This is a genomic window from Alteromonas sp. ABH4_453 (assembly GCF_056160665.1).
The window spans coordinates 770,160-792,138 of the sequence record NZ_JBSWXP010000001.1; the positions used below are offsets into that span (position 1 = coordinate 770,160).

A 21,979-nucleotide genomic window follows, 5' to 3' on the forward strand; every position below is an offset into this window, starting at 1 on the left:
AAATTACATCCACGCTGCTGCAGTGTGGTAAACAAGTGAAGTAGAAAACATGAATGTTGATAGTTTAACCCAGCACTTTGAGGAAAAGTTGGCTTTAGTCAAAGCATCGGTGATGTCTGATAGCTTTGTTATCCAGCTTACAACAATCGCAATTATTTATTGCGTTGCGTTTTTGCTTGCACGACAAGTAAAAAAGCCATTTAAGTTTACCCGAGAAAAGCCACAGCAAGGCGCACATACAATGCACGGCTTTTTATACAATCTGGGTGAGGCACTATTCCCGCTTATCACCATCAGTATGCTAAAGCTTACTACCGTGTTGGGGGCGCAATTTCAGTTTGATGCATGGCTATTGGAAATAGCCGTTGTTGTAGCCCTCATGCTATTTGTTAATTCCTTGATTACTGGTTTTGTCGAAAACAACACCATTGCAGCGTTTATGCGATGGGTGGGTTTACCTATCCTATTTTTACACTTAGTTGGCGTGCTTCCGCTGATAACTTCAGCATTGGAGTCAATGGCAATATCAATCGGCAATGTTGAAATTTCAGCGTATGGCGTAACAAGAGTGTTGTTGTTTGGTGGCTTGCTGTTCTGGCTAGGCCGCAGCTCGAATGCCATTGGTCAAGATATTATTCGAAACCATAAGTCGCTCGACGTTTCTACCAAAGAAGTGTTCGCAAAGCTGTTTGAAGTTGCCCTGTTCTGTGTGGTGTTTCTTTTATTGCTTAACGTCATGGGAATTAACCTTACCGCATTAGCCGTGTTTGGTGGTGCAGTAGGTGTGGGTTTAGGCTTAGGTTTGCAGTCCATCGCATCAAACTTCATTTCGGGCATCATTATTCTATTGGATAAATCGTTGACCGTAGGCGATTACGTTGAATTAGAAGACGGGCAGAAAGGTATCGTCAGAGAGTTTAAAATGCGCTATGCCGTATTAGAAACTTATGACGGTAAAGATGTACTGGTGCCTAACGAAAAGTTTATCAGCTCTTTGCTAATAAACTGGACACACAAAAACCAAAAACAACGTTACCGCATCGACTTTTCTGTCGCCTATAAAACTGATATCCGCGCGATGGTAGAGATTATTAAAGAGGCGGTATCGGAACACCCGCAGGTGATCAGTGGCGATGATGTTCCATTTGAAGAGCTACCTGACTGTGAAATAGATAGCTTTGGCGACTCTGGCGTTAACATGTTCGTCGAGTTTTGGATGGAAGGGGTGGACGATGGTAAAAACCGCGTGGGTGGCGATTTGCTGCTTACTGTGTTTGAAACATTACGCGAGCACAACATTGAAATACCGTTCCCTCAACGCGAAGTAAGAGTCATCAACGAACAAGGCATTGGTATTCGAAATACCACACCGTAGCTAAACTCGCTCATGACATGAGCGCTTTGAGTCATACCTTCGCGCTGGCTAAAACCTAGCGCGAAGTGTATCCCATTGCCACTCTTGGGCAGACAGACCTAACGTCTGGACAAACTTTGCATAGTCTTCTTTGCCCATCGCTGACGCTACAGTTTTTAATTGAGATTTGGCTTTTATTGCTTTTACCTGAAGTAACTCCAATCGCTTATCTGCACTTGAATCGAAGTTTTCACTGATGATTGCATTCGCTTTATTGGTCGCTTCCCACGCTGTAATTACATAGCCCACCAGCTTTATGTAAACACCCACCATACGCTTTCGCTCAAGTATGTTCTCAAACAGTGAACCGGATAATGACTTTTGGAAACTGGCCTCTGTTTCTAAGGCAACAAATTGCTCGGCGTTCTTTAGCTCATTCAACACATTGTGTAAAAGCTTAATGTGGGTGTGCGTATCAAGTGCGTCGACGTGAAGTGCATTAATATCGTCGCTTAGCATTTCTAAATTGACCAACGTTCGTTGAAGACTAGCCATTGTGGTAATTGTCTGTAGAAGCGAAAAATAAAGATTCAGTGTATCGAATTAAAGATGGGTTTGCGATGGTCTCGCGGTCGTTTTAATCACATTAAGAATTCATAACACGACTTATAGAAATCAATTAAAAAGGGCGCCGAAGCGCCCTTTTAGTCTTTATGTCTATTGAGAATTAGTGGTTCAGCTAATTCGCAATAGCAGTTGTACCGCATCTATTTACCCAAGCTGGCGCTTAGATCGTGACGTAAATCAAAACGGTCTAGCGTCATCACTTTGGTCCAAGCGTCGACGAAGTCTTTAACAAAACGGCTTTTCGCGTTGTCGTAGGCATAAACTTCGGCCACTGCACGCAGCTCACTGTTTGATCCAAAGACTAGGTCTACAGGCGTACCTGTATACATAACTTCACCAGTACTTCTTTTTACACCTTCATATACCGACGGGTTATCCGTTTTTCTCCACTTAACGCCCATATCTAGTAGCGTTACGAAGAAGTCGTTGTTAAGCGTGCCCACTTTGTCGGTAAATACACCGTGGCTAGTGCCACCTATGTTTGCTCCCAATGAACGCAAACCGCCAAGTAGAACAGTCATTTCTGGTACCGTTAAATTAAGCTGATCGGCTTTATCTACCAGCATGTCAGTTGGCGAACGATAGCTCGCTTCTGCATTATAGTAGTTTCTAAACGCATCGGCCGTTGGCTCTAGCAAAGAGAAAGAGTTCACGTCAGTCTGTTCTTGAGTTGCGTCCGTACGACCTGGTACTACAGGTACGGTCGCTTCAACACCTGCATCTGCCGCTGCTTTTTCAATGGCTGCCGCGCCGCCAATCACAATGAGGTCAGCAAGAGATACTTTCTTCTTGGAGAACATGCGCGAGTTATAGTCTTCCTGCAACTCTTTAAGTTTTGAAACAACAGCTTTTATCGTTTCAGGTTCGTTAGCTTCCCAGCTCATTTGTGGCTCTAGCGCAATACGAGCACCGTTTGCTCCACCGCGTAAATCAGATGCTCGGAAGCTAGATGCTGCCGCCCATGCTGTTTTCACAAGTTGCTGAACGGTTAAACCACTGTCTAAGATGTCAGCTTTAAGTTTCTTAACGTCTTTATTAGAGATCGCTTTATAGTCAGCTTTAGGCACTGGGTCTTGCCAGATGAAGTTCTCTTCTGGGATATCGTTACCCAAGTAACGTGCCTTAGGACCCATATCGCGGTGAGTTAGCTTGAACCACGCTTTAGCAAACGCTGTTTGATACTCTTTAGGATCTTCCAAGAAGCGCTCGGCAATTTTTCGATACTCTGGATCGTACTTAAGCGCCAAGTCAGCTGTAGTCATCACAGGAGGGTTTTTCTTACCTTCTACGTGCGCATCTGGTACTGATTTATGAAGCGATTCATCGGTAGGGATCCACTGGATAGCGCCAGCAGGACTGCGAGTTTGCTTCCACTCAAAGCCCAATAAGTTTTGAAGATATAGGCTCGTCCATTTAGTAGGTAGCTGTGTCCAAGCACCTTCCAAACCGCTCGTTACTGTGTCTTCTGCATTACCTTTACCGCAGTTGTTCTTCCAACCTAGTCCCTTCTCTTCTAAGCCTGCACCGCCTGGCTCAGCTTCTAAACAATCAGCAGGCTTGTGTGCTCCGTGCATTTTTCCAAATGTATGACCACCCGCTATTAGGGCAACGGTCTCTTCGTCATTCATCGCCATACGGCCAAATGCAGTACGAATATTTTTCGCTGAACCCATCGGATCAGGAACACCTTTCGGACCTTCAGGGTTAACATAGATCAAGCCCATGTGCGTTGCCCCCAACGGGCGCTGAAGCTTACCGTCGCGCTCTTCACGATCGCTCGCAAGCATTTCCACTTCTGGACCCCAATAAACCATGTCAGGTTCCCAGTCGTCGGTACGACCACCCGCAAATCCATAGGTGTCAAAGCCCATGTTTTCCATGCCTACGGTACCGGCGAGGATCATCAAGTCACCCCAAGATAAACTTTCACCGTACTTTTGCTTAATTGGCCACAGTAGGCGGCGGGCTTTGTCTAGGTTACCGTTATCGGGCCAGCTGTTAAGCGGATCAAAACGCATTTGGCCACCGTCACCACCGCCACGACCATCTAACGTACGATAGGTACCTGCACTATGCCATGAAAGTCGAATGAAGAAAGGGCCGTAGTTACCAAAGTCAGCAGGCCACCAGTCTTGAGATGTAGTAAGCAGTTCGTTTACGTCTTTTTTCACTTCATCGAGATCAAGTTTTGCAAACGCTTTGGCGTAACTAAAATTTTCACCAAGTGGATTTGAACGGTTGTCATGATCTCGAAGCGGTGACAGATCAAGTTGATCGGGCCACCAAAACTGGTTTGTTTTCGCTTGGAACGCTTTAGACATGCCCGTGCCTTTAGCACCAGCGGGTTTACTGATTTGGTCGTTGGCTATGGCACCTGTCGCTCCCAACGAAAGCGCAACTAGCGCTGACAGCGTGGTCTTTCTGAACCTATTTAATGTCATGGTCTTTTCCCATCTGAGTTTGTTGTCGTTAATCAATGAGGGTTATCTGTAAACCACTCATCTATTAACATTTTGTTTACCTCACAAGCATTTAAAAGATAGACATACTTACTCTACATTTACAGTTGATAAAATGAATTCAACTGATTAGAAAATCCAATCAAATAAAAAACAATATAAATTCAGACAATTACATTAAAACAACAATATAAAACGATGGTTGATCCAAGAAAAGCTTGTGATGCTTGCCAACCTATTAAACACCTGTGAATCTCTTTCAATGGTTATGAAAATTTTTCGCCTTCAGCTTTTCAAACATAGGTAAATTTCCGAAAGTAGATTAATAAACAAACAGATACGTAATGTATCATGTAAAGTTTGCTCTCAATTGAAACGAAGTTTGAAATTTCTACCATGGCACAGCAATTGATACAGGAAGTATGTAATCAAGACGCATTAGCTTCATAAAAGAAGTCGATGGAATGTTAAGAAGTAATGAGGATGAACTTATGAAAAACACACTTAAAACACTTACTGGAATTGCCGCGGTTGCCTCTTTAAGCGCCATGGCGTCTTTCGGTGCCAATGCTCAATCAAATCAAATTGAAGCAAAAGACAGTGGTTTCTACGTAGGTGGTAATTACGGTTATCTACGTGTTGAAGGTGAAGATGACTTTGACGACGACAAAGACGTTTGGCAAGGTCTCGTGGGCTATAAGTTTAACGAGTGGATTGCGATTGAAGGCGGGTACATCGATTTTGGTGACTACGGTAACGACATTGCAGGGGCTGAAACCGACGGCTACACTGCAGCCATTAAAGGCATTCTACCACTAACCGAGCGTTTCTCGCTGTACGCGAAAGCAGGCCAACTTTGGTCAGAGACAGAATACAACTTCGCAGGTATTTCACGTGATAACGACGACGAGAGTCTTTTCGTCGGTGCAGGTCTGAGCTATGCCGTTACCAGCAACTTCCTAGTAAACGCTGAATACACGGTATATGACACGGAGCTGGATGCAGACGAAGCGTTTGACGATATTGATGATACTGATTTTGAAACTGATCTAAAACAGGCAAGTATCGGGGTAGAGTACCGCTTTTAATTGAACACGATGCAACCGTTTTGAATTTTAAACGGATAATTTATGAAAGCCTTCGTCGTTTAACGAAGGCTTTTTTGTGTTAACCATCTATACGCTGAATAAGTTGGGCTAACTCTTCTATTTTTGATACCGTTGTTTTTACAAGGTTATCAATTTCATTTGATGATGATTGTGAGTTACCTGCCAGCGTTCTTACTTCATCAGCAACGACCGCAAAACCTCGCCCCATTTCTCCCGCTCTTGCGGCTTCAATGGCAGCGTTCAGCGCTAATAAGTTAGTCTGTTCTGAAATTGAGTTAATTGTGCCAACAATGTTACTAATAGTCTGACTGGTCACTAAGAGTTCTTTCATGGCATCTTGTGTATCATTCACCGCTTGCTTTCTCGACGTAACATTGACGGCAAAGAATACGTACCGCGTTACTTGCCCATTGAAATTTTTAAGTGCACTTATTCGAGCGTCAAACGCCAAGTAATCATCCCCAATATTAAACTCAGCAATTTTTGAAACGAACCCAGATTTCTCTAATGTTGATTTATCCTCTGTAGTGAGACTTCCCATAACTTCGCTAGCAAATGTTTCTGTACTCATCACGCCACTTAACGTTTCACGAAGTAGTTTGTTAGCCTCAATAATTTTGCCGCTAGGTTCGATTTCAAGTAGTACCAATGCACTTCCGATTGCCTTCAACTTGTTAGTAAAGTCGAGTGCCATTTGTTTTACTCGGGTGATATCAGCCTGAACGGCAATGAAATTGACTAAGTTTCCGTCTTTAAAGACAGGGTTTATCGATAATGACGTCCAGTAAGGAGCACCATCCTTTTTGTAATTAAGGATCTCATCGTAAAAGGCTTCGCGGTTTTTAAGTTTTTGTCGTATTACGCTAACGGTCCTCTGATCGGTCTCTTCGCCTTGTAAGAATGATCCCGGCTTTTTACCTTTAACTTCTTCAAGCTGCCAGCCCGTTAGCCGGTAAAATCCATTATTCACATATTCTATTAGTCCATTGGCGTCGGAGATAATCACCGCGTTATCCGTCTCGTTAGCAACAAGAGATAGCATTCTCTGCATCTCTCGCTGTTCAACCTCTTCAGTAACATCTTTTATAAAGGCCGTATAAAGCGTTCTATCAGCGAGTCTTACTTTCGACAACGATAGCCTTCCCCACAAGCTTTTTCCGTCTTTTCTCTCGACTTTCACTTCGCGACTCGTGCCGACAATCTTATCTTGACCCGTTTCTCTATTCGCGTTCACGTAATTATCGTGGTTTGCCTGAATCTCTTGGGGAACAAGCATCTTCACATTTTGTCCGATAACTTCTTCTCGCGCGTATCCCCACAATTTTTCAGCAGATGCATTGAACAAGGTGACATTGTTGTTCTCGTCTATACACACCACCGCATCGAGTGCTTGCTCTAGGGTTTGCTCCACAATTTCTCTAGATTCACGCTCTTCTGTAACATCACGAACAAACGCAGTGTAATGCTTTTTGCCTTGTACAATAACTTGTGACAAGGCCAGCTGCACCCAGATACGCTCACCGCTTTTGGTTTCAAGTTCAACCTCGCGAGAGCTTCCAACAATCTTATTAATATTAGTTTGTCTATGTGAATTAACATAACTATCGTGATTGGCTTTATGCTCTTGAGGCACCAATATTTTTATATTTTTTCCCAATACCTCGCCAGGCATGTAACCCCATAACTTTTGAGCTGCGCCGTTATAAAACGTGATGTTATTTTTTTCATCAATAGTCACGACAGCAAGTATCGACTGCTCTAGTGCCTGCTTCGATGCGTCTTCTTTGGGAAAAAACCTCATTAACCTTATCCTTTTGTATAACCCTAAAGCTATATAGAAGATGTTCAAACCTTTTTCCAGTTCTGAGCATTAATCTCGCCTTGATGTGAAAAAATTACACAGAATTAACTGAAACTCGCCTTCAAAAAAATTGATAAAAGCTAAATAAATAAATCAAATCAGACGCTTAACATTCCAGCGCCCACTGGTTAATAAGGTATGAATTCTGCAGTAACTCATAGATAAATAGATATGTAGATCGATAAAACTAGGTAATGAACCATGCAATCAGGTAAGAGTGTTTTTCAACCAGGTCAAAACTGTTGGGTAGAGAGCAAAGCGCGGTTTTCCACGCCTCTAGTAGATTGCGGGAACTATTACAAAGCCCTACACAGCTCGATAGTCAAAGCAAAGCACAGTATTTTTATTGTGGGTTGGGATATTGATAGTCGAATCCGCTTGTTACGAGGTGACGATGAAGCCTCTAGCGAAGCGCCTAGTGTTATTAGCGACTTGCTTAAATGGAAAGCTGAGCAAAACCCCGATATTAAAATTTACCTATTGCGATGGGACTCGTCGTTAGCCTTTTTTGCGCAACGTGAGATGTGGGCTAAAGAAGTATGGGAAGAGAAAACGCCAGATAATGTTCAAACAGAGCTCGACGATACTATTCCCATGGGCGGAAGCCAGCACCAAAAAATCGTGGTTGTTGACGACGAACTTGTTTTTTCAGGCGGCATGGATGTGTCGACCAATCGCTGGGATACCCGAGACCATCCGGTGGTTTCTGAAGAAAGAGATGGTCCTGACGGTGAGTACGGTCCGTTACACGATGTACAAATGGTTTCGAGCGGCCCCGTCGTTGCCGATTTTGCGCAGCTTGTTAGATGGAGATGGCAGCGCGTAGCTGATGAATCTCCTATCGACATGCGTGAAGAGGCACTTATTGACGAAGATGCACCGCTACCGGACGCATGGCCTGAAGACTTCCCCCCTCTTTTTGAAAACGTAGAGTGCGCCCTTGCCCGCACCATCCCGTTTATGGATGAAGTAGAGCCGGCGCAAGAAGTTCGCCATATGCTGCTTGACCTGATTGGTGAGGCAGAGTCGGTTATATACATCGAAAATCAATTCACGACTCGCCAAGAAATTGCTGAGGCTCTTAACAGGCAACTAAAGTTAAAGCCAAATCTTTCGGTCATCATTGTTAGCTCTTACGAGCCAAAAGGTAAATTTGAATGTGAGGCTTTTTGGGCAAGCCGAATTGAATTTAAAGCAATTTTGGAAAAAGGGATCGACCCCAATCGAGTAAAACTGACTTATTCTTCAATCGAAGATATGCAAGGTCGTAAGGCGTATAAACGCATTCACTCTAAGGTGATGACAATAGATAACAAGTACCTTGTTATCGGCTCTTCAAATCTAAGTAACCGTTCAATGACATTAGATACAGAGATTGATACGGTTATATTCGGCAATAGCAAAGACAATCAGGCATGTATAGAACAAGTAAGAAATGACTTACTTGCTGAGCATACAGGTCGTGATATAGATGCAATGCCGGAGATATTTAACAGCCAATACCCTGTTGAAGCATTGATGCAGGGTCAGATCGCACACGGCTATGTGCTTACCGAAGTTCGTGATGAGGTATTCACAGAACACTCGGTGAAAAATGTATTTCGCGCGCTATCAGACCCTGAAGAACCACTTATTTCAGTACCCACACTTGGCGGTGACGCGCTGCCCGCGCGTAACCCTAAGCGCCGCAGCATAATGATTTTAATTGGTGTTGCTATTATTGCGGTACTCGGCGGGTTGATGTTTTGGGCTAGCCAATCAATCCCATGGTTAAGCTCAGACAGTATCAATGCCTTTTTGGAGAAAAGCAGGGGCACTTATTTTGCTCTTCCCACAGTTTTGCTCGTCTATGTAGTTGGCGGCATCCTATTCTTCCCGGTTACTGTACTGTCTTTGGCTGTAGCCGCTATTTTCGGTCCTATATGGGGGCCTATTTACGGCATGATGGGCGCACTAATGAGCTCAGCGATTATGTTTGGTGTTGGAAAGCTATCGGGTAATGCCGGCCTTCGAAAAATAGGTGGACCAAAGGTTGCAGCCGTTGATGAAAAATTGAAACGCAGTGGCATAGTTGGCGTAGCGGCAATTCGCATGTTGCCTATTGCCCCCTTTAGTCTGGTGAATTTAGTCGCGGGCATTTCATCTATTGGCATTTTACAGTTTTTAGTCGGTACATTTTTGGGCATGTTTCCGCCTATGATTGCTAAAGGCCTTGTTGGCGACTCGATTGCTCAAATTTGGCAGAACCCTTCTGTGGAGACTATTAGCTATTTAGTGGGAGGAATCATTATGTGGGGCCTCATGATATGGGGTTCACAAAAATTTGCACGCTACTATCAGGCTAGAAAAGAGTCAAATGGTGACGCGACACAAGGTAGTAACGGTACAAAAGATGAGGGCGAAAAATGTGCCGCATAGTGACCTACAATATTCATAGTGGAGTTGGCAGGGATAAGAAGCATGACTACAAACGCATAGGGCAATTTCTAGCAAACAGTGGCGCTGACATCGTACTACTTCAAGAGATGGATACACGCCCCGTTGAACGTGACACCGCTCAGGATATTAAAGACATATGTGCAAACAATGCATTCACGCTAATCCCCTCTCCCGCCATAAGAGAGCCCAGTGGCTGGTACGGAAATGCTATTTTAAGTAGATTTGACGTTTTAAAACACGATACTCTGGATGTGAGTCAAACGGGTCGACAACCGAGAAATGTGCAAATTGTCGAGTTGAAGACTGAAAAAACACCTCTTACTGTGGTTAATACCCACAAGGGTCTGAAAAAGCTCGAGCGCCGTTCTCAGTTTTCCATGCTTCACGAACACCTTTCGCTTCTTTTGGAAGAAAGAAAAACCCCGTTATTTCTGGCCGGTGATTTTAACGAGTGGCAGTTTTTTTCTAAGGCATTTAAAGGATTAAATCAGTTGCTATCGCAACAAAAAATTGGCGCTACGTTTCCCAGTCAATTTCCGGTGTTTTCTCTGGACCGCGTCTGGGTAACAGAGGATATTGAAGTGAAGTCATGCCGAAAGCTTAAGAATGCAAAAACAAGGGTGTATTCTGATCACTTACCGGTGTTAGTAGATATTGTCTTACCTGAATCGTAAATTTTTCTGTGTTCTGTAACGCCGTAAATTAGAAAGTGTTGTATTACGCCGATTTCGCGGCAAAGGCAGAGGCCGCAGATTCCAGCGTGCCACACCAATGGTTCAGTGCATTCTCTTTTGCTACGACTTTCCGAACAATATCGATAATGCTTCCATAGTCGAGCGCAAACTTTTCTTTTTGTTTGTCGCCGCCAATACAGTTCTGTGCATTTCGGGCTGAGTAATTTTGAGTGTCGATACCAGCCCTGACTCTCTTAAATGAAAAATGGCCGAGGTAGGTAAGACCATCACACCCTCTCCTTGTATTACCTGCCTTAACCCTGTCATAAGCTGCCCTGCGTAAGCAAGATCATGTTCCAAACTCACGCCCGTAGCCCTCTCATAATCAGCAATAAGCTGACCTAGTGCATCCTTGTTTTCATATGCCGCAATTGATATTCAATTGGCATGGTACATATCTGTAACCCTAACAATCCCACGGGTAAAGTACTTGCCCCGAATAAGCTTCGCGACTTTTGCATCAAAGCTTCTAAAAAGACACTTGTTTTAGTGGATGAGGCGTATAACGAACTCATTGATGAGCCACCAAAACACCCAATGATTCCACTTGTTAAAGCGGGCCACAATGTCATCGTAGCAAGAACTTTTTCGAAGATTTATGAAGGTAAGTCCATGGTTATGGACGCCGTTAAAGCAAACGGTTTGACAGCCCTAACCTCAAGTACTAACTTTATTTTTGTTAATCTTGGTAACGGAAACGCTGAATATTTTCGTCAAGCTATGGCTGAAAAAGACGTACTTATACGAGGTATTTATCGCACCTATAACAATTGGTCTCGAGTGAGTATGGGTAAAATAGCTGACGTCAAACGTTATGTTGATGCCATGCCAGCCGCGTTAGAAAAAATGCAAGCAATGCAAAAAGGCTAAATACATAGGGCATGTATTTGTATCAGTACATGCCCCCTCTCGTTTCTTACCTTATTCGTTTCCCGCACATTATCAATTCAACTAAAAGTCTAATACGCACAAAAGTCACCTTTGTCATATACTCTAAACTGTTAATAAGCAGGCAGAGCATGACTACAACAATAATTTTTAAAGGTATTGTTGCAGTAACGCAAAAGTTGCACATACTTTACTAAAAAGGCATCACTTCACGTGCCGCTCAAGGAGGCTGTAAATGTCACTTTCTCTACTAGTTGCTGATGATTCCAAGCTGTCGAGGCGCAGCGTTATTCGCTCGCTACCTCAGGATTTGGAGTACGACATAACCGAGGCAACAAACGGGCAAGAAGCGATCACTGCACTTTCTGAGAGAGAGTTCGCACTCGTTCTTCTAGACCTTACTATGCCTGAGGTCGACGGAGTGGGAGTATTAGAGTTTTTACATGCACGACCTGACATGCCAAACGTGATCGTGATAAGCGCAGACTTTCAGCCGGAAAAGCAAAAGATCGTTATGTCGCTTGGAGCTAAGCGATTTCTGCGCAAGCCTTTAGATAAAGAAGAGTTGGCAATGGCACTGTTTGAGCTGGGGTATCTATGAGCGTTGTACTACCACTAGACGAAGAGCAAAGAGATGCCCTTCAAGAACTCCTAAATATTTCCATGGGGCAAGCCGCAAACTCTCTTGCGCAGTTAATTGAAACCAAAATTGATATTTCTATCCCAAAAATCTCAGCGGTTACTCCCACCCAGCTTTACAGTCTCTTATTTGAAACCGAAGACGCTTTCTATACCCGTCAGTCTTTCTTAGGCGACGTACACGGCGAAGTGATGTCTGTGCTATCTCAAGCTGGATTGAGTGAGGTCGCAACGTTAATGGATTACGATGAACCATTAAGCAAAGAAGACATTCAAGAGATTATCTTGGAGCTTTGTAACATTTTGGCAGGTGCGTGTTTGGCTGGTCTTTCCGACCAGTTGGAACTTACCACTAATTTGAACATGCCCACGTTATTCTTGCCCGATAAAGCGAACTTCGATGAGTTGCAATGGCAGCACAGCTTAGTGATGGAAGTGCAGTTTATTATCGCGATCTCGTCGTTTAGCATGCGAGTTGTTTTCTGCTTAGACGATGAATCTCTTGCACGCATGAAAGACACATTGGATGAGTTACTCGCATAATGTTTGAACAACTGGTAGGTAAATTACCTGTCGGAATTGGTATAGTCGATGAGAGCTTTAAGGTTGTTTATCTAAACGACTTCTTTTTAGATCGACTTCCTCACAATATGCGCGACTGCTATAAAGAAACGCCAGTTGTTGAGTTATTTCAAGGACAAGGTAAGTTTCTAAAACGCAGGCTAAAATCAGTATTTGTCCTACAGCACCCAAGTTTTAGCTATTGGGAACAACGCCCCCACATCTTTCCGTTTAAAAGCTCTCGCCCTATAACGGGTGAAGAAACACAGATGTATCAAAACATGGAAATCTTGCCCATTAAAGACAAAAGCACAGGGCAAAAATTGGCGTGTATTTTTCTGCAAGATGTGACCGCCCAAGCCAGCTACTTTAGAGCCCAGCAAAAGCTTTCAGAAGCGCTAAAAAAAGAACACGAAGCGCAAAAAAAGTTAATTCGCAAACTCGATACCGCACAAAGTCAGCTTATTCAAGCAGAGAAAATGGCTTCTACTGGTCAGCTAGCGGCGGGGATCGCCCACGAAATTAATAACCCTATTGGTTTTGTGAGCGCTAACCTCAATACACTTGAGCAATACGCAACTCACCTTATTGCGATTTGTGATGGCGTTCAGGGGCAACTCGAACACTTCACCGACGAACTTAAAGAGCAGGTCGACGCACTGTTTGAGTCTAATCACTACGACTTGTTAAAGGACGATATTACTGAGCTAATTGCCGAGTCTACAGACGGTCTTACCCGCGTAAAAGACATCGTCGAAAACCTTAAGAACTTTTCGCTGGAGACTACCGAAGGCGTGCAGATAGTAGATATCTGCGCCGTGTGTTACCAGCTAATTACTCTTATATCCGCCCAGTACAGCGCGCCTAAGTATAAGGTCGAATGTGAGCAGGAAAAAGTTGAAGTAATGGGGAACCCTGGGCCGCTGAAGCAGGCGCTCATGAATGTCATGATCAATGCTGCGCAGGCTATAGAAGGTAAGGGCTTCATCAAGCTTACAGTTATTGAGTCCCCTAAGACAGTGACCATCAAAATACTAGACTCGGGTTGCGGTATTCCTACAAAACATCTAAAGCGAGTCTTTGAACCTTTCTTTACTACAAAGCCCGAAGGGCAAGGCCAAGGGCTGGGCCTTTCTGTGGCTTACACCGCCATTGAACAACATCAAGGTAAAATATCTATTAGCAGCAAAGAGGCAAAAGGAACCGTGGTAGAGATCACCATTCCGAAACAGCCTGCAGCACAGCCCCCGTCCAGTGAAGATAATGAAGAGAATAAAGAAAACGAAGCGGAAAACTCTCAAACGGCCTAGAAAACAGATAGCCCAGTACAGAGTAAGACGTTGTTAATCCTCACTCTGTTTGTATGTCCTCTGACTGAACTAACAGGCAAGCTTTTTTACTTCACAGGCTTTAAATGTATACACACCCTTGATGTTTAACGTCCGAGAAATGGCCCCTTCATTAAGCAAGTAATTAAGGTGAGACAAACACTCTGCAACTGCAAACACCATGTTTCGGCTTGAGAGCTTGCGCTTAAACATAACCGGTAATAGCTCTACGACCGTTCGAGGTTGCTCGCACGCATTTAACAGAGCCTTTAGGTGCTCGTGATGATGAGCAATAAGCGAATCCACTCGCTCGTGCAGGCCTGTAAAAGGAAGCTTATGAGCGGGTAGCACTGTTGTATCTTTCGGCAAGTTTTTAAATTGCGGCAGCGTGCTGAGGTAGTCGCCTAAGGTGTTGGCATCAGGCTCTGTTGAATAAGCGCCAATGTTAGGCGTTATAATTGGCAAAATATGATCGCCCGAAATGAGGATATTCTTTTGCTTATTGTAAAGGCACGCATGCTCGGGAGAGTGGCCGCGACCAATGATGATCTGCCATTCGCTACCACCAAGCGATAGCGTCATCCCATGTTTTAGACGAGTGTAACTAATAGGTAGTGGTGAAACGACGCTGCTGTAGCCATTACCTTCACCAGAAGTAAGCTTGTCGATCATAGATTCGTCTAAACCTGCTCGCTGGTAATATTGCACATCCCGTTCATTCGTTGCGCCATTTCTTCCTGCCGCAAACGCTCGAGCAGTAAAATACTCAGTTTGAGACATATAAAAGGGGACGTTATACGCGTCGGCTATCCAGCCCGCTAGCCCCACATGATCAGGATGTAAGTGCGTAACGATAACACCAACTACTGGCCCGTCTAATTGCTTGAATATACGCTCCCACAGCGCTTTGGTGGTGGACGTTCCTATGCCAGTATCAATGACCACCCAACCGCCTTCACCGCGGATCAGATACAAATTTATGTGGTCAAGTTCAAATGGAAGCGGCATTGTTAGCCAAAGAACACCATCGGCCACTTCTGTTAGCTCGCCCGGCTCTACCTGTTTATCGAATAGATATTCCATATCGCCCTCACCTTTTCTATCGTGCATGGTCTAACGTGCACAAAGACTGTACGTTTTCGTTTTAACTCGCGCTGCTTACAAAAACAAACATATCTGTCGAATAGAGATCTATAGGAGTAGGTGATAACAAACGTTATACTAAGCCTACTGCCGTTTCTCGTGCACAGTGGTAGCGCATTTTTATTGCACCGCTGCGCCAGTTATTGAACAGACGATGGTAATGCGAGTTTATAAAACGTACACGCCCATGAGGCTATTTAAAGAAATTAACGTCAACAAAGCCGGTTAGTAAATCAGATTCATGTCAGCCTCAACAATACAACAAGGGTTCATACTCAATAAAAGTACGTTTACCCGGCGAGGCAAGGTGTATGTTGAGCTATGGGTAAAAACGCCCAGTAGCACCGCTAGGTTAATTTCTTCACCCCAATACCCCACTTGTTTTGTATCTGTTGATCACGCCAATGATTTACGCAATATCGCCGAGCGTACTTCAGCAAAGATCAGTATTTCAGATGACGGGTTTCACACGCTGGAACAAGTTCCTGTTGCGACGGTAAAAACCGCAACCGAATCACACATGCATCAGCTTCGCCAGCATGCGCAGGAAAGCAGTATTGTATTGTACGAAGCGGATATTCGCGTTGCCGATCGCTACTTAATGGAGCGCTTTGTGTATGGTGCGGTGGAATTTCTGGCTCCGCAAGATTTCGACGATACGTCACAGACCGTTATAGAAAATGCGCAAATCAGACCCTGTCAATTCAGAACCACATTTACATCGCTAAGCATAGACATCGAATGCAATGAGCATGAAGAACTCTTTAGCATTGCGTTAGCCGGTGAAGGACTCAACGTTGTGCTGCTTCTATGCCCGCCACATTTTGTTGGGCAAACATTGCAAGGACAAGAAGACAGCGCGTACGAGCTCATTGTCGTTGAATCAGAAAAAGCACTGCTTGAAGCATTTTTTTCTTATCTTACATCCTACGACCCAGATATTATTTTAGGCTGGAATGTTAAACAGTTCGATATGGCGGTACTTGAACGCCGCGCTAGGGCTAACTCGCTAAAGTATGCTATCGGCCGCCATGGCCGAGAGGCTTCTGTAAGACAGTGGGAGGATCAAACCCTCGTTGATGTGCCCGGACGATGTGTTATTGATGGAATCGAAGCACTAAAAACAATGACTTATCAATTCGAGTCGTTCTCGCTCGATCACGTCTCTGAAGAACTGCTTGGCGAAAATAAGCTTATTCAAGCTGCCGACAAGCTTGAAGCGATAAAGCGTCTTTATCATAGCGACCCCGTTGCACTCGCTAACTATAACTTTAAAGACACGGAACTGGTCAACCGCATTCAGGATAAAACCCAATTTATCGATTTTCTGGCGCTGCGCAGTATTCTTACCGGCCTAGATATGAGTCGCCCCGGAGGGTCAGTGGCCGCGTTTTTAAATGTGTACTTGCCTAAGCTTCACCGCAAGTCTTATGTCGCGGGGGTAAGACCTGAAAATGGAGGCTTGGCTAGTCCGGGTGGTTATGTCATGCGTTCCCAGCCAGGTTTATACAAGGACGTTCTAGTCCTCGATTTTAAGAGCCTGTATCCTTCCATAATTCGTACATTTAAAATCGATCCGTTGGGACTTGCAGAAGGGCTTAAGTCCCCTGACACGGCGATAGAAGGTTTTAAAGGCGCAGTATTTAGCCGCGAATCTCATTTTCTACCTTCCATCATTGAAAACCTATGGCTTCAGCGCGACGAAGCCAAAAAACAGAAAGATGCGCCACGCTCTCAAGCGATTAAGATATTGATGAACTCCTTCTATGGAGTACTTGGTAGCGGAGGCTGTCCTTTCTACGATCCTCGCCTGGCTAGCTCTATTACGCTGCGGGGTCATGAGATCATGCAAACCACTGCGGGTTGGATTGAAGAACTAGGCTATACGGTTATCTACGGTGATACCGATTCAACATTTGTTCATGTAGAAGGGAGTGATGCACTGGGTTCGCCGTCAGAGACTGGACTTGAGCTAGCTAGCATTATTAATCGAAAGTGGACTGAGTTACTAAAAAGTGAGTTCGACATTGAATGCCACTTAGAAATTGAGTTTGAATCTCACTTTTCTACGTTTTTTATGCCGACGATCCGAGGCTCTTCCGAAGGCAGCAAAAAACGTTACGCAGGAATGAAGGGCGGTGAACTTGTCTTTAAAGGCTTAGAAAATGTCCGCTCTGATTGGACAGTACTAGCTAAAACCTTCCAGTACGAGTTGTACAAAAAAGTGTTTACTGGACAGCCTGTTGAAGACTACATAAATAGCACGATAGCAGCGATAAAGTCTGGTGAGATGGATCACGCTTTGGTCTATAAAAAGCGGCTGCGAAAGCCTTTGTCGTCGTATACAAAGTCGCTGCCTCCCCACGTAAAGGCTGCGCGATTAGCGGACGAGTACTATAAAGAACAAGGGTTGCCACTTCGCTATCAGTTTAATACTACCATTGCTTACGTTATTACAGTACAGGGCCCTCAAACCGTAGAAACTGCCACCGCCCCTCTTCAATATGACCACTATATTGAAAAGCAAATCCAGCCGATTGCCGATAGTATCTTGCCTCTTATCGGCCTGAATTTTGAGACAATAGCGAACGATCAACTCTCGCTGTTTTAATCTCATTAATGAGGTTCTATCTTTATCTGAGATCAGCTTAAGTTTGTCGTATGAAGATCTTGCAAACACTGCGACAATTTAACATAGCAATAACATTGAAATCCTTGCCTTAAATTTTTATTACCTCCTAAATCAGTTAGTTATGCATTTGGCACATTCAATGAATAATAAATTACGTAAGTCATTAGCGGTGTCAGATTGAAACTTACTTCCAATCTGCACCTATGTTGAGGTCTGTGGACCTAGTGGTTAGGGCAATTGAACGCCCGAGTTCACTGTAAAAGCCAGAAGGAATTTGATTATGAAGATCACAAAACTAAGTATGATTACCAGTGCTGTTATTGCTGCAACACTATCTGCTTCAGCAGTAGCAGGCCACCACGAAGAGAAGATCTCGATGGGGTTTAACGCAATGGATAAGGATGGAAACGGCTATATCGTCGGTTCTGAGTCTTCTGGCGTTATTGACAGTAAGCTTCTCGCAAAAATGGATACCGATGGTGACAGCATGATTAGCCGTGTTGAATTCAACAAGTTTGTTGATGAAAAACCATCAATATTTAGCGATGACATCATTACTCAGGTGAAAACTGAAGGCACCAATGACGCTCTACTCTCGGAAAAGGGCAACCCTGAATTATTCTCTAAAGCTGACGGTGAAATGATATCAGAGAAGAATAAGGAGCTTCGCACCGAGATGTCAGCTACAGCCGACAATAAGTTTACTGAAATCGATGTAGACAGCGACGGTAAGCTTACAGCCGAGGAGTTAAAGGTTGCACATGTCGAAGGTGACTTTGAGATGATGGATGAAAATGGCGATTCTTACGTTACTCGTATGGAATATCGTGCATATTTCGAAGGAATTGAGTCTGAATAGACGCTCACTACTCGTAAAGTAAAAATTTTTAAGAAGCCTCCTTCGTCGGAGGCTTTTTTGTTTCATTAAAGTTGAGACAATTTTCTTTAGACATCAAATACATTGTCACTTTTAGTTATTACTCTCCTTTCAGCGTGTACGACGAGTCACACAAATTCATCGTTGAATAACGCCATATACGACTAACATCTTGTCGACAAAACCCGTTTGCAACAATATTGTTAATAAAGATTGAATTATTTGTTTTATTCGTTGCGTATTCAGCATTTACTGCAATTGTTGCCATTGGTTATTTGGAACCAAAATCCGAAACAGCCAACTCTATTATTTATATACAAATCATATGCGTACGCGCATGGAGGCAAAATATGATGGAATCAAAACTTACACCAAACTCACTACTCCCTCTTCAGAAAAGTGAGTTTACTGGCTCTGATGAAGCTGAGTTGACGTCGCTCACTATCGGTCAGTATTTCAAAAATGTTGTCGACAATTATGGCGATAATCCAGCGATCATTGTAAAACATCAAGACGTTAGCTGGACCTATCAGCATTATTGGTATGAAGTAGAGCGTGTTGCTTGCGGCTTACTTGCAAACGATGTAGAACCTGGCGACCGTGTGGGTATATGGTCTCCGAACAATATCGAATGGTCGATCGTACAGATGGCCACTGCGCGAATCGGGGCGATAATGGTATGCCTGAACCCTGCTTATCGTCCTGATGAATTAGCGTTTGCTATTAATAACGTTTCCGTAAAATACTTAGTCATGGCGCAGTCATTCAAGCAGTCAAATTACGTCGCTATGTTGAAAGAGCTTGCGCCAGAAATAGACAGCCAAGATAAGAACACACCAAAGCGTCCTCTAACGCTTGCTAAGTTGCCTTCACTTAAATATGTATACACTATTGGGGATAAGCCTGTAGAAGGATTACAGGCTTTTTCTGCATTGCAAATAGAACCAACGGAAGCGCTCAAATCTCAGTTGCAGGCCGTTGAATCGAACCTTAGCGCGAATGATAACATCAATATTCAGTTTACCTCCGGCACCACGGGAAACCCGAAAGGCGCAACGTTAACTCACCGAAACATTCTAAATAATGGGCTATTAGTATCACAAGCAATGAGGTTCACACACAAAGACAAACTTTGTATTCCCGTACCGCTTTATCACTGCTTTGGAATGGTATTGGGCAACTTAGTTTGCTTAGCATCAGGTGCATGCGCAGTATTCCCAGGGGAGTCATTCGACCCTGAGACAACACTCCGTACAGTAGAAGAAGAAAAGTGCACGGGATTACATGGCGTGCCAACCATGTTTATTGCCGAGCTCGAACTTTCTAACTTTAAGAGCTTTGATCTCTCAACACTAAGAACCGGCGTTATGGCAGGTAGTACCTGTCCAGAAGAGCTCATGCGAAAAGTTCATAGTGAATTTCATATGACAGAAGTCGTCATAGGTTATGGTCAGACAGAGTGTAGCCCTATCAATCATATTACTGACATTGACTCGCCATTTGAAAAGCAGGTCAAAACCGTAGGACGCGCTATGCCCCATACAGAAGTGAAGATCATAGATCCCCAAGGCAATACGGTGCCTATTGGAGAACCGGGTGAGATTTGCGCGAGAGGCTACTGTGTAATGAAAGGTTATTGGGGTGATGAGGTTAAGACGAAAGCCACCATAGACGATGAAGGTTGGCTTCATTCTGGTGATTTGGGAGAAATGGACGAAGAAGGCTATGTCACTATAGTTGGTAGAATAAAAGACATGATTATTCGCGGCGGCGAAAACATTTACCCACGAGAAATCGAAGAAGTTTTATATCAGCATCAGGACGTGTCAGACGCTGCTGTCTTTGGTATTCCTGACAACAAATATGGCGAACAAGTTTGCCTATGGATAAAAGCGAAAGAAAACCGACACATCAATGAAGAGCAAATACGCGACTACCTGAGATCTAAGCTTGCTTACTTTAAAGTACCCAAATACATCAGCGTAGTGAAAGAGTACCCCATGACAGTAACAGGGAAGCTTCAGAAATTTAAAATGCGCGAGTACATGATAGAAACCTTAAAGAAGCAAGCCCTTCAAACCGAAGCCTAACCCCTACAAATAAAGGGGTCAGAGTACTTTTCTATGACTTAGCTGCACTGGGGAAGAAGGGATAACCACGTACTGATATTTGAAGTAATAAAGTACTCTGACCCCATTTTGATGTTCGCTGGTGCATGGCGGGGAAATTAATGTACTCTGACCCCATCATTTTTCTTTCTTCCAAACGCAAAAAACCCGCCGTTAGGCGGGTTCTTCTTAATGGGACCTGGCAGTGTCCTACTCTCACATGGGGAAACCCCACACTACCATCGGCGCTAATACGTTTCACTTCTGAGTTCGGAATGGAGTCAGGTGGTACCGTATCGCTATGGCTGCCAGGAAAAACTGGTAACAATCTAGAAAACTGGATATCAATTCAATCAGTGAGTAACTACTTTTCACTCTACTTACTTTAGCTTGTCTACAACACTCAAAAGCCTAAAGCTTCTTGGGCGTTGTATGGTTAAGCCTCTCGGGCAATTAGTACAGGTTAGCTTAACGCCTTACAACGCTTCCACACCCTGCCTATCAACGTCATCGTCTATAACAACCCTTCCAGAACTTAAAGTTCAGGGATGACTCATCTTTGGGCCGGCTTCCCGCTTAGATGCTTTCAGCGGTTATCCGTTCCGAACATAGCTACCGGGCAATGCCATTGGCATGACAACCCGAACACCAGCGGTTCGTCCACTCCGGTCCTCTCGTACTAGGAGCAGCTCCCATCAATCATCCAACGCCCACACCAGATAGGGACCGAACTGTCTCACGACGTTCTAAACCCAGCTCGCGTACCACTTTAAATGGCGAACAGCCATACCCTTGGGACCGACTTCAGCCCCAGGATGTGATGAGCCGACATCGAGGTGCCAAACACCGCCGTCGATATGAACTCTTGGGCGGTATCAGCCTGTTATCCCCGGAGTACCTTTTATCCGTTGAGCGATGGCCCTTCCATACAGAACCACCGGATCACTATGACCTACTTTCGTACCTGCTCGACGTGTCTGTCTCGCAGTTAAGCTAGCTTATGCCATTGCACTAACCTCACGATGTCCGACCGTGATTAGCTAACCTTCGTGCTCCTCCGTTACTATTTGGGAGGAGACCGCCCCAGTCAAACTACCCACCAGACACTGTCCACAATCCCGATAAGGGACCAATGTTAGAACATCAAACATACAAGGGTGGTATTTCAAGGACGGCTCCACACAATCTAGCGACTGTGCTTCAAAGCCTCCCACCTATCC

15 protein-coding genes, 2 rRNA genes and 1 pseudogene are annotated in these 21,979 nt (G+C 44.2%); 11 read left to right on the forward strand and 7 right to left on the reverse strand.

The genetic code is table 11. The features are described from left to right. The first annotated feature begins 49 nt into the window (after positions 1-49). Entirely contained in the window at positions 50-1,375 is a 1,326-nt protein-coding gene (locus tag ACXAGV_RS03300; RefSeq protein WP_156078821.1) for a mechanosensitive ion channel family protein, read from the forward strand. A gap of 48 nt (positions 1,376-1,423) precedes the next feature. Here the strand turns inward: ACXAGV_RS03300 and ACXAGV_RS03305 are convergent, their stop codons facing one another. Continuing rightward, complete coding sequence (locus ACXAGV_RS03305; RefSeq protein ID WP_474871859.1) at positions 1,424-1,909, reverse strand: hypothetical protein; 486 nt, start codon at positions 1,907-1,909, stop codon at positions 1,424-1,426. A 212-nt stretch (positions 1,910-2,121) separates the two neighbouring features. Next, positions 2,122-4,422: a catalase/peroxidase HPI gene (gene katG, locus ACXAGV_RS03310; RefSeq protein ID WP_474871861.1), complete on the reverse strand. Its 2,301-nt coding sequence runs from the start codon at positions 4,420-4,422 to the stop codon at positions 2,122-2,124. A 509-nt stretch (positions 4,423-4,931) separates the two neighbouring features. Here katG and ACXAGV_RS03315 point away from each other — a divergent pair. Beyond that, a complete protein-coding gene (locus tag ACXAGV_RS03315; protein WP_474871863.1) occupies positions 4,932-5,528 on the forward strand; it encodes a porin family protein in 597 nt (198 codons plus the stop codon). 79 nt (positions 5,529-5,607) lie between these two features. Here ACXAGV_RS03315 and ACXAGV_RS03320 read toward each other — a convergent pair whose 3' ends face one another. Beyond that, entirely contained in the window at positions 5,608-7,350 is a 1,743-nt protein-coding gene (locus tag ACXAGV_RS03320; protein WP_474871865.1) for a PAS domain S-box protein, read from the reverse strand. Positions 7,351-7,611: 261 nt separating this feature from the next. Between ACXAGV_RS03320 and ACXAGV_RS03325 the strand changes: the two genes are divergently transcribed. Together ACXAGV_RS03325 and ACXAGV_RS03330 are read left to right on the forward strand one after the other, a co-directional pair. Further along, positions 7,612-9,828, forward strand: coding sequence for a VTT domain-containing protein (locus tag ACXAGV_RS03325; protein WP_474871867.1), 2,217 nt, complete (start codon positions 7,612-7,614; stop codon positions 9,826-9,828). Beyond that, entirely contained in the window at positions 9,816-10,523 is a 708-nt protein-coding gene (locus tag ACXAGV_RS03330) for an endonuclease/exonuclease/phosphatase family protein (protein WP_474871869.1), read from the forward strand. Before ACXAGV_RS03325 ends, ACXAGV_RS03330 begins: the two co-directional genes overlap by 13 nt. 120 nt (positions 10,524-10,643) lie before the next feature. Here ACXAGV_RS03330 and ACXAGV_RS03335 read toward each other — a convergent pair whose 3' ends face one another. Further along, positions 10,644-10,889, reverse strand: coding sequence for a hypothetical protein (locus ACXAGV_RS03335; protein WP_474871871.1), 246 nt, complete (start codon positions 10,887-10,889; stop codon positions 10,644-10,646). A gap of 55 nt (positions 10,890-10,944) precedes the next feature. Between ACXAGV_RS03335 and ACXAGV_RS03340 the strand changes: the two are divergent. The 4 genes and pseudogenes from ACXAGV_RS03340 to ACXAGV_RS03355 form a co-directional block, all read left to right on the forward strand. Then, positions 10,945-11,453: pseudogene (locus ACXAGV_RS03340) on the forward strand (aminotransferase class I/II-fold pyridoxal phosphate-dependent enzyme); the annotation flags it as partial. Positions 11,454-11,706: 253 nt separating this feature from the next. Then, the gene (locus ACXAGV_RS03345; RefSeq protein ID WP_474871873.1) at positions 11,707-12,072 is read left to right on the forward strand and encodes a response regulator; all 366 of its coding nucleotides are present in this window, start codon (positions 11,707-11,709) and stop codon (positions 12,070-12,072) included. Beyond that, complete coding sequence (locus ACXAGV_RS03350) at positions 12,069-12,653, forward strand: chemotaxis protein CheX (protein ID WP_474871875.1); 585 nt, start codon at positions 12,069-12,071, stop codon at positions 12,651-12,653. Before ACXAGV_RS03345 ends, ACXAGV_RS03350 begins: the two co-directional genes overlap by 4 nt. Then, the gene (locus tag ACXAGV_RS03355; protein ID WP_474871877.1) at positions 12,653-13,981 is read left to right on the forward strand and encodes a sensor histidine kinase; all 1,329 of its coding nucleotides are present in this window, start codon (positions 12,653-12,655) and stop codon (positions 13,979-13,981) included. Before ACXAGV_RS03350 ends, ACXAGV_RS03355 begins: the two co-directional genes overlap by 1 nt. 69 nt (positions 13,982-14,050) lie before the next feature. Here ACXAGV_RS03355 and ACXAGV_RS03360 read toward each other — a convergent pair whose 3' ends face one another. After that, the gene (locus ACXAGV_RS03360) at positions 14,051-15,082 is read right to left on the reverse strand and encodes an MBL fold metallo-hydrolase (protein ID WP_474871907.1); all 1,032 of its coding nucleotides are present in this window, start codon (positions 15,080-15,082) and stop codon (positions 14,051-14,053) included. A gap of 301 nt (positions 15,083-15,383) precedes the next feature. On the opposite strand from ACXAGV_RS03360, the gene ACXAGV_RS03365 reads away from it, so the two are divergent. The 3 genes from ACXAGV_RS03365 to ACXAGV_RS03375 all read left to right on the forward strand — a co-directional run bounded on the left by ACXAGV_RS03365 (position 15,384) and on the right by ACXAGV_RS03375 (position 20,741). Further along, the gene (locus ACXAGV_RS03365; RefSeq protein ID WP_474871879.1) at positions 15,384-17,753 is read left to right on the forward strand and encodes a DNA polymerase II; all 2,370 of its coding nucleotides are present in this window, start codon (positions 15,384-15,386) and stop codon (positions 17,751-17,753) included. A 301-nt stretch (positions 17,754-18,054) separates the two neighbouring features. Then, the gene (locus tag ACXAGV_RS03370) at positions 18,055-18,633 is read left to right on the forward strand and encodes an EF-hand domain-containing protein (RefSeq protein WP_474871881.1); all 579 of its coding nucleotides are present in this window, start codon (positions 18,055-18,057) and stop codon (positions 18,631-18,633) included. A 368-nt stretch (positions 18,634-19,001) separates the two neighbouring features. Further along, positions 19,002-20,741, forward strand: a complete 1,740-nt coding sequence (locus tag ACXAGV_RS03375; protein WP_474871883.1) for an AMP-binding protein — start codon at positions 19,002-19,004, stop codon at positions 20,739-20,741. A 215-nt stretch (positions 20,742-20,956) separates the two neighbouring features. Here the strand turns inward: ACXAGV_RS03375 and rrf are convergent. Both rrf and ACXAGV_RS03385 read right to left on the reverse strand, forming a co-directional pair. Further along, positions 20,957-21,072: ribosomal RNA gene (gene rrf / locus ACXAGV_RS03380) — 5S ribosomal RNA — on the reverse strand. Between the two features lie 119 nt (positions 21,073-21,191). Then, positions 21,192-21,979: ribosomal RNA gene (locus tag ACXAGV_RS03385) — 23S ribosomal RNA — on the reverse strand; the annotation flags it as partial.

Excerpts from the sequence above, each read along its gene's own strand:
- ACXAGV_RS03300 (WP_156078821.1), top strand. The coding sequence starts at position 50 with ATGAATGTTGATAGTTTAACCCAGCACTTTGAGGAAAAGTTGGCTTTA.
- ACXAGV_RS03305 (WP_474871859.1), bottom strand. The coding sequence starts at position 1,909 with ATGGCTAGTCTTCAACGAACGTTGGTCAATTTAGAAATGCTAAGCGAC.
- katG (WP_474871861.1), bottom strand. The coding sequence starts at position 4,422 with ATGACATTAAATAGGTTCAGAAAGACCACGCTGTCAGCGCTAGTTGCG.
- ACXAGV_RS03315 (WP_474871863.1), top strand. The coding sequence starts at position 4,932 with ATGAAAAACACACTTAAAACACTTACTGGAATTGCCGCGGTTGCCTCT.
- ACXAGV_RS03320 (WP_474871865.1), bottom strand. The coding sequence starts at position 7,350 with ATGAGGTTTTTTCCCAAAGAAGACGCATCGAAGCAGGCACTAGAGCAG.
- ACXAGV_RS03325 (WP_474871867.1), top strand. The coding sequence starts at position 7,612 with ATGCAATCAGGTAAGAGTGTTTTTCAACCAGGTCAAAACTGTTGGGTA.
- ACXAGV_RS03330 (WP_474871869.1), top strand. The coding sequence starts at position 9,816 with ATGTGCCGCATAGTGACCTACAATATTCATAGTGGAGTTGGCAGGGAT.
- ACXAGV_RS03345 (WP_474871873.1), top strand. The coding sequence starts at position 11,707 with ATGTCACTTTCTCTACTAGTTGCTGATGATTCCAAGCTGTCGAGGCGC.
- ACXAGV_RS03350 (WP_474871875.1), top strand. The coding sequence starts at position 12,069 with ATGAGCGTTGTACTACCACTAGACGAAGAGCAAAGAGATGCCCTTCAA.
- ACXAGV_RS03355 (WP_474871877.1), top strand. The coding sequence starts at position 12,653 with ATGTTTGAACAACTGGTAGGTAAATTACCTGTCGGAATTGGTATAGTC.
- ACXAGV_RS03360 (WP_474871907.1), bottom strand. The coding sequence starts at position 15,082 with ATGGAATATCTATTCGATAAACAGGTAGAGCCGGGCGAGCTAACAGAA.
- ACXAGV_RS03365 (WP_474871879.1), top strand. The coding sequence starts at position 15,384 with ATGTCAGCCTCAACAATACAACAAGGGTTCATACTCAATAAAAGTACG.
- ACXAGV_RS03370 (WP_474871881.1), top strand. The coding sequence starts at position 18,055 with ATGAAGATCACAAAACTAAGTATGATTACCAGTGCTGTTATTGCTGCA.
- ACXAGV_RS03375 (WP_474871883.1), top strand. The coding sequence starts at position 19,002 with ATGATGGAATCAAAACTTACACCAAACTCACTACTCCCTCTTCAGAAA.